This is a genomic window from Ruegeria sp. BHSB172 (assembly GCF_059613165.1).
Map to the genome: position 1 here is coordinate 36,767 of NZ_JBXWRZ010000026.1, position 7,082 is coordinate 43,848.

Consider the following 7,082-nt stretch of genomic DNA (forward strand, 5'->3'; position numbering starts at 1 on the left):
TCCATGCGGCGCCTTTTGCGATCAACCGTTCAGGATTTCGGGTGTCACATGTATCAGCGTGGGCCGCGGCGCCTCAAAGGCCGTCCGCACCGCATTTTGCATGTCGGACAGTGACGCAGGGGCCGCTGACAAGGCACCGAATGCCTCGGCCAGTTTGCAGAAATCGGGGTTGCGCGCCACCACGGCGTTGGGGGCGATTTGGCTGCTGACCATGCTGTCCTCGATCTCTTTCAGCTTGCCGTTGTCCCACAGAATGATCGGCAGCGACAGACCCAGCTCTACTGCGACGCCCAGTTCCTGCATCGTGTAGTGAAAACCGTAATCCCCCGCGATCACGGCGGTCGGCTTGCCGCGCCGCGCCACCGCACCACCGATCGCCGCCGGCAGGGCATAGCCCAGGGTGCCGAACCCGGTCGGATGATGCCAGTGGTGGGGAAAGGCCATGTCCAAGACCTCTTTCGCGGCATAGGCGAACTGGGTCATGTCGGAATAGATCATCGCGTCGGCTGGCATCGCCGCGCGCAGGGCATCGGCCACGGGCACGATACCCGGGCGCTCGGCATCGACCTCGGCCCGCCAGCGCGCGCGCGCCTCGGCCACCTCGTCGGGGCTCCAGCCGGTTGCGGGTTTGGCGGCTTCGGTGGCCGCCCACAGGGCCAGCGCAAAGCTCTCGGCATCGGCCTGCAGCTTGACCGCGGCCCGGTGGCGATCCGACAGCACCTCGGGGTCCAGGTCCACCCGCACCAGAGTCGCCTTATGGCCCAGGTCGTCGCGCCACAGATCCACCTCTCCCAACTCGGCCCCAACCGCGATAACCAGATCGGCGGACCCGATGATCTCGGCGCTGCCCGGACGCGGCAGCATGGAGCCGAAATCCAGCGCGTATCCCGTGCCGACCAGCCCCCGCCCGGCATAGGTGGTGAAACAGGCCGCGCCCAGATTGATCAGGATCTGGCGCCACAGGTTCGACCGGGCTCCGCCTCCCAAAATGAACAAAGGCCGGCGCGCGATGTTCAGCAGCGACAGTACCGGGGCGATGTCGGGCGCCAGCGCACGCACCCGTTGCGCGTCCTGGTTGGGAAAAGGCGCAGGATCGGCCTCGGCCTCGAGCCGGCCGATCGGCACTTGGATATGCTTGGGACGCGGACGCTGAAGCGCGAATTCCTCGAAGGCGCGCTCGATCAGGCCATAAACCGCTTGCGCGTCGTTGGCCTGGCACGACCAGTCGGCCACGCAGCCCGCAGCGGCGCGCTGATCCTTCATCTGGTGCAACTGGCCCCGCTGGGCTTGGGACTCGTCCAGGCACGAGGACAAAACAAGCATCGGCACCGAGTCCGTGTACCCCTGCCCCATCGGCGTCAGGATATTGCACAGGCCCGGCCCTGTGATCACATAGGCCACGCCCGGCTTGCCCGTGGCGCGTGCGTAACCGTCGGCCATGAACCCCGCGCCCTGTTCGTGCCGGGCCAGGACATGGGCAATACCTGCCTCTTCGATCCCGCGGTACATTTCCTGATTGTGCACGCCGGGGATGCCGAAGATGACCTCGACCCCCCGATCCCTGAGCATGTGGGAAATCTGCGCGCCCAGCGGTCTTTTCATCAGCCTCTCCAGAACCTTATGGTGAACAGGACATAGACGGCCATCAACTCCAGCCGCCCGGTGAGCATGCCGAAGGTCAGCAGCCACTTGGCCGTGTCGTTCAACCCGGAAAAGTTTCCGGCCGGGCCGATCTGATCGCCCAGACCGGGGCCGACATTGGCCAAAGCCGTGGCCGCGCCCGAGACGGCGGTGATGAAATCCAACCCGGTCAGGGCCAGTGCCCACGACAGCCCGCCCAGCGACAGTGCGAAGAACATGAAAAAGCTCATGACCGAGGTCAGCACGTCGCGGCTGATCGGGCGGCCGTCATATTTGGGGATGAACACCCCATGCGGTGACCGGATGCGCTGAATCTGCGCCTTGATCGAGGCAAACAGCAACTGATACCGGAACACCTTGATCGAACAGGCGGTCGAGCCCGCACACCCGCCGATCAGCCCGATCATGAAGAACATCATGATCGGAAAACTGCCCCAGGCCATGTAATCGACGCTGGCATAGCCGGTTCCGGAAATAATCGAGGTGATGTTGAACAGCGACTCGCGCACCGCCTGTTCCCAATGATGCGGAAAGACCGAGGTCAGGAAAACCGCCATAACCATCACCAGCACGGCGATCGTGGCCAGGAACACGCGGATCTGACTGTCCTCCCACAAGGAAGTGGTCCGGCCGTTCACGAATTGCACATAGCGCACGAAGGGCAGCGCCGCGAGGATCATGAAAACGGATGCCGCATATTCTGCAGGCCCAGAAAAGGTGCCAAAAGACGCGTCATAGTTCGAAAATCCGCCGGTCGAAATCGTCGTCAGCGCATGTACCAGCGCGTCAAAGAAACTCATCCCCAGCCCGGCATAAACAAGGCCACAGACAAAGGTCAGAAAGACGTAGATCAGGGAAATCTGGCCCGCGATCTCCTGCGCGCGGGGCAGGATCTTCCCCATGGTCTCGAACCCTTCCGAGCGGAAAATCTGCATACCGCCGACCTTGAGCTCGGGCAGGAAGACCATGGCCACGACGATGATGCCGATCCCACCCAGCCATTGCAGGATTCCACGCCACAGCAGCAAACCGCGCGGCAGGTCGTCTAGCCCGGAAATGACCGTCGATCCGGTGGTGGTCAGGCCGGACATCGCCTCGAAATAGGCATCCACGAAGCGCAGCTCGGTCGCGCCGAAGATGAAGGGGATCGCGCCGAACACAGGCAGCGCGACCCAAACCGCCGTGGTCAGAAGAAAGGTCTGGCGGATCGTTAACCCCTCACCTACGCCGTTCGCGCAGCTCATTGCCAGAACGACCCCGGTCAGAATCGTGATGACGCCGCTTTCAAAGAAAACGGTCCATTCGCCACGGCCTTCGATGACGTCGGCAAGCATGGGCAGAGCCATGGTCGCCCCGAGAATGGCGACCAGCAATCCAATCACATATCCGACAGGGCGAAGATCAATCATGAGGCGCAGGGTTGGCGCGCCCGCCCGGAACTGTCAAGCAAGCGGAGAGAGATCAGTCCGTGGTTGTGACCTTTGGCTCCGGCATCGCCGGCGGCTTGGACGGCGCCCGGGTCCGGCGTGGCGCAGGCTTGGCGGTCGCGGCAACCGGCTTGGTCGGGGCGGCGACCTCTGCCGGCGCGGGCACCTTGTTCGGCTGAACGTTCGATGCCGGTTTCGCGGTAACCTTTTGAGGCCGAGCCGGTTCCGAGACCGCACTTTTGGGCGCTGCGTTCCGCTCGGAAACCTTGGCCCCGGCGTCGGTTTTCGGCGCGATGGCGGGAGTCGTGGCTTTTGAAGCAGCGGCTTTCGGCGTCGCTACCACCGATGGCTTGGCCGCCTTTTGCGCGGGTGCCGGCTTCGCGGCGGGCTTCGCCTGCGCTGCGGTGGCTTTAGCTGCCAGCTTGGGCTTGGCCACTTTGGCGGCAGACTTGGGACTAGCTGCGGCTTTCGCTTTGCGAACAGGCTTAGGGGCAGGGCGTTTGGCCGGTGCGGCCGCGGTCGCCTTCGTCCCTGCACTTGGCACGCCAAACGGCGCCAAGGGCAGTTCGAATGCCGAACGAGCTACGATTTCCATAAGTTTCAACTGGCTGGCAACGGCATGGCCCGCTAGGCGCATGGCAGCGGCTTGAAGCTCAAGCTGATGGGCAATCGGATTCATTACATGTCTCTCCTGTAAATACGAAGCAGCCGGAAACCTGAGGGGCAAAACCCTTGCCACACCGAACCATCGGGCGATCAGAGGCGGGGTGCAGTCCAAGGCGATGCACGTCTCGGCTTCCTTTCGGGATGGCACACCCACCCGTGCGGATGCGCCGATGCTGCATTCACAAGAATCGTATCGCATAAATGGAGCACGCGCAGCAAAATTTGCTGCGATGCGGCGAAAAGGCGCTGAACCGACAGATCCTGCGCATTTTTTCAGCAGCTTGCGCCGATCATCCCACGTGGAACAGCGTCGAGAACAGGCGCGGGTCTAGGCTGGATGCGGCGAAAGTCGGCCCTTCGGTCAGGATCGAGACCGCGTCATGGCTGTGCAGGCTTTCCTGGTGGCTGGCGATCACGCGGAAGTCACCGATATGGTGATCGGCCAGAAGCTCAGCGCAAAACAAACGCGCGGCATCTTCGACGAAAATCGGATTGGCGGCATTCAGTTCGGCAAAGGCCTGTTCATCCTCGCGCTTGACCATCACCTGGGTTTCGGTGGGCACGGCCCGGCGGCACAAGGCGATCAGGTCCTCGAACCAAAGGCAATCGGCGTCACTGTCGACCACGACCGAGATCCGCGCCACCGACCGTTGCGAATGCGGCGTTGCCAACTGCCCCCGCACCGATCGGGCGTGTTCGCTGAGTTCCAGCGAACACGGGCATGTCGAAGAATAGACATAGTCCAGATGCATGATCTTTTGACGGACCCCGCCCTGTTCAACCAATTCCAGCGCGATGTCATAATATTGATATCCCTCCAGCCCCGACCGCAGGCTCTTGACCCGTTCGGGGTAGGAAAAGCGCATCTGCAGCCGCGCGTCGAAGCTGTCGAGATCGGTCAGGTAATCGCTCAGCGCGGCCTCCATCACCTCGAAACTGAACGTACGCTCGGCATGTTTGTAGAAGGACCGCATGATCCGGGACATGTTGATGCCCTTTTTGTCGGCCTCGAGGCTGACGGTGCCGGTGACCGAGGTCTCCAGCGTCAGGTCAGGGCCGTTCTTGCTGTGGAACCGGATCGGCAGGCGGAAATTCGAGATGCCCACATGCTGGATCTGCTGTTTGGCACCACGGATCAGGCTGGACGGACCGTTCTGAAGGTCGGGCAAGGCAGATTTGTAGGCGTCGTCGACCTTAAAGTCGTCGGGATATTCACGCGACATCGCAGGGTAGTTTTCCGGCATCAACCCAGGCACCAGGCGCGCCACCGCCGGATCAAGCTGGCTAATCTCGGCCGAGCTTGCGCCTTTTGCCCATTTCCGCAGGACCTTGAGAGCCTCGGCGGCCGCGTCCCGATCAGGTTTTTCGTCAATGTCGCGCGAATGAATGTTCATCGGCTGCATATCCTCAGTGTGTCGTCAGGTCATCTGTGACCACGGCGAAAGCCTCAGTCTAACCCAATACGGTTGAGATAGCAGCCCGGATTGAAAAAACCATCTTAAAACCGCCGCTTCCGAACGGATTGCGCCCTTGTCCCGATCTGCCTTTCGCCGATGCCGATGTGTTCACCCGCCCAATTGCGCCATTAGTCCGCAGCAGCCGACAATGCCTGTCGTATATCCGCCAGCAGATCGTCGGCATCTTCGAGCCCGACGGAAAAGCGGATCAAACCGGGCGTGATGCCCAATTCGTCTTTCTGGGCTTCGCTCAGCCGCTGGTGCGTGGTCGTCGCTGGATGGGTAGCGATGGACTTGGCGTCGCCCAGATTGTTCGAGATCACCGGGATCGTCAGCGCGTTAAGGAACCGGAAGGCCGCGTCCTTGCCCCCTTTGATGTCCAGCGACAGAACCGTGCCGCCCTTACCCCCCAGCTGGCTCTGCACCAGAGCGTTTTGGGCATGAGATGTCAGACCCGGATACATGATCCGATCCAGCGCCGGGTGCCCTTCCAGCGCCTCGGCCAGCTTCTGCGCCGTCTCGGCCTGCGCATTGACCCGCAGCGCCAACGTTTCCAGCCCCTTGAGCATGATCCACGCGTTGAAGGGGCTCAGCGCGCCGCCGGTGTGTTTCAGGTAAGGTTCCACCGTGCCGCGGATGAACTCTCGACTGCCAAGGATCACCCCGCCCAGCGCACGCCCCTGCCCGTCGATATGTTTCGTCGCCGAGTAGACCACCACGTCGGCGCCCTGCGCGATCGCCTTGGAAAAGACCGGGGTCGAGAACACGTTGTCTACGATCACCGTGGCCCCGACCGCGTGGGCCAGCCCGGCCACGGCCTCGATGTCGACGACCTCGAGCGTCGGATTGGACATGGATTCAAAGAACACCGCCTTGGTGTCGGGCCGGATCGCCGCCTTCCACTGGTCCAGATCGGTGCCATCGACGAAAGTCACCTCGACCCCGTACCGTCCAAGGATGTTTTCCAGGATATACAGGCACGACCCGAACAGCGCCTTGGCCGAAACCACATGATCCCCGGCCTTGAGCATCGAGGTCAGTGCCCCGTTCACCGCCGCCATGCCCGAGGCGGTGGCGAAGGCGTCTTCGGCCCCTTCCAGCGCAGCGATGCGCTGCTCGAACATCGAGACGGTCGGGTTGCCATAACGGGCATAGATGAACTCATCAGGCCCGGATTCGATGAACCGCGCCTCGGCCTGTTCGGCGGTGTCATAGACGAAGCCCTGTGTCAGGAAGATCGCCTCGCTCACCTCTTTGTATTGACTGCGGCGGATTCCACCATGCACGGCCTTGGTGCGCTTGCTCCAGCTGTCGCTCATCTCGTCCCTTTCCGCCCCGGAACCCGAGGGCAAAAAAAAACCCAATCGCGGTCAAGCGAAAGGGGGCTTTCATCCTGACCTTTTAGCGGTGTTGTTTAGCGTGGCCCGCAATCCGGTAACAAATCGCCACGTGGTTCCTGCGCTGCCCATACGCCGCGCATCCCGTTGCGTCAAGCCTGAACGGGTGCGCGGCCTGCCCCTTGCCGTTTGCCGCAAATGCCTCATGATCACCTTCCGAGACACGGAGGACACATGGCGGACCCGATCGAGCTTTACTACTGGCCCACGCCGAATGGCTGGAAAATCTCCATTGCGCTCGAGGAGATGGGTCTGCCTTACACCGTCAACCTGATCGACATCGGCAAGGGCGACCAGTACGACCCCGAGTTCCTCAAGATTGCCCCGAACAACAAGATGCCCGCCATCGTCGACCCCGACGGCCCCGACGGCGCACCGATCTCGGTTTTCGAAAGCGGCGCGATCCTGATGTATCTGGCGCGCAAGACCGGGCGGTTCTATGGGCAGACCGAGCGCCAGCGGATTGCGGTTGAGGAATGGCTGATGTGGCAGAT

General features: G+C 62.2%; 6 protein-coding genes and 1 riboswitch. Of the genes, 1 reads left to right on the forward strand and 5 read right to left on the reverse strand.

Annotated elements, in window-relative coordinates; genetic code table 11:
- Positions 1-21 precede the first annotated feature (21 nt).
- The 5 genes from AC2FM3_RS12425 to metZ all read right to left on the reverse strand — a co-directional run bounded on the left by AC2FM3_RS12425 (position 22) and on the right by metZ (position 6,510).
- The gene (locus tag AC2FM3_RS12425) at positions 22-1,602 is read right to left on the reverse strand and encodes a thiamine pyrophosphate-binding protein (RefSeq protein ID WP_496682230.1); all 1,581 of its coding nucleotides are present in this window, start codon (positions 1,600-1,602) and stop codon (positions 22-24) included.
- Positions 1,602-3,050 (reverse strand): TrkH family potassium uptake protein, encoded by a 1,449-nt coding sequence (locus AC2FM3_RS12430; protein ID WP_496682232.1) that lies wholly within the window; start codon positions 3,048-3,050, stop codon positions 1,602-1,604. Before AC2FM3_RS12430 ends, AC2FM3_RS12425 begins: the two co-directional genes overlap by 1 nt.
- 52 nt (positions 3,051-3,102) lie before the next feature.
- Positions 3,103-3,747 (reverse strand): hypothetical protein, encoded by a 645-nt coding sequence (locus AC2FM3_RS12435; RefSeq protein WP_496682236.1) that lies wholly within the window; start codon positions 3,745-3,747, stop codon positions 3,103-3,105.
- 277 nt (positions 3,748-4,024) lie between these two features.
- Positions 4,025-5,128: a GTP cyclohydrolase FolE2 gene (gene folE2 / locus AC2FM3_RS12440; RefSeq protein WP_496682239.1), complete on the reverse strand. Its 1,104-nt coding sequence runs from the start codon at positions 5,126-5,128 to the stop codon at positions 4,025-4,027.
- Positions 5,129-5,319: 191 nt separating this feature from the next.
- A complete protein-coding gene (gene metZ, locus AC2FM3_RS12445; RefSeq protein ID WP_496682242.1) occupies positions 5,320-6,510 on the reverse strand; it encodes an O-succinylhomoserine sulfhydrylase in 1,191 nt (396 codons plus the stop codon).
- A 62-nt stretch (positions 6,511-6,572) separates the two neighbouring features.
- A riboswitch (SAM riboswitch) is annotated at positions 6,573-6,650 on the reverse strand.
- Positions 6,651-6,762: 112 nt separating this feature from the next.
- Here metZ and AC2FM3_RS12450 point away from each other — a divergent pair.
- On the forward strand, positions 6,763-7,082 hold a 320-nt coding region (locus AC2FM3_RS12450; RefSeq protein WP_496682245.1), incomplete at its 3' end, for a glutathione S-transferase N-terminal domain-containing protein.

Bases quoted from the DNA above. Each gene is read 5' to 3' on its own strand.
- AC2FM3_RS12430 (WP_496682232.1), bottom strand. From the start codon at position 3,050: ATGATTGATCTTCGCCCTGTCGGATATGTGATTGGATTGCTGGTCGCC.
- AC2FM3_RS12435 (WP_496682236.1), bottom strand. From the start codon at position 3,747: ATGAATCCGATTGCCCATCAGCTTGAGCTTCAAGCCGCTGCCATGCGC.
- folE2 (WP_496682239.1), bottom strand. From the start codon at position 5,128: ATGAACATTCATTCGCGCGACATTGACGAAAAACCTGATCGGGACGCG.
- AC2FM3_RS12425 (WP_496682230.1), bottom strand. From the start codon at position 1,602: ATGAAAAGACCGCTGGGCGCGCAGATTTCCCACATGCTCAGGGATCGG.
- metZ (WP_496682242.1), bottom strand. From the start codon at position 6,510: ATGAGCGACAGCTGGAGCAAGCGCACCAAGGCCGTGCATGGTGGAATC.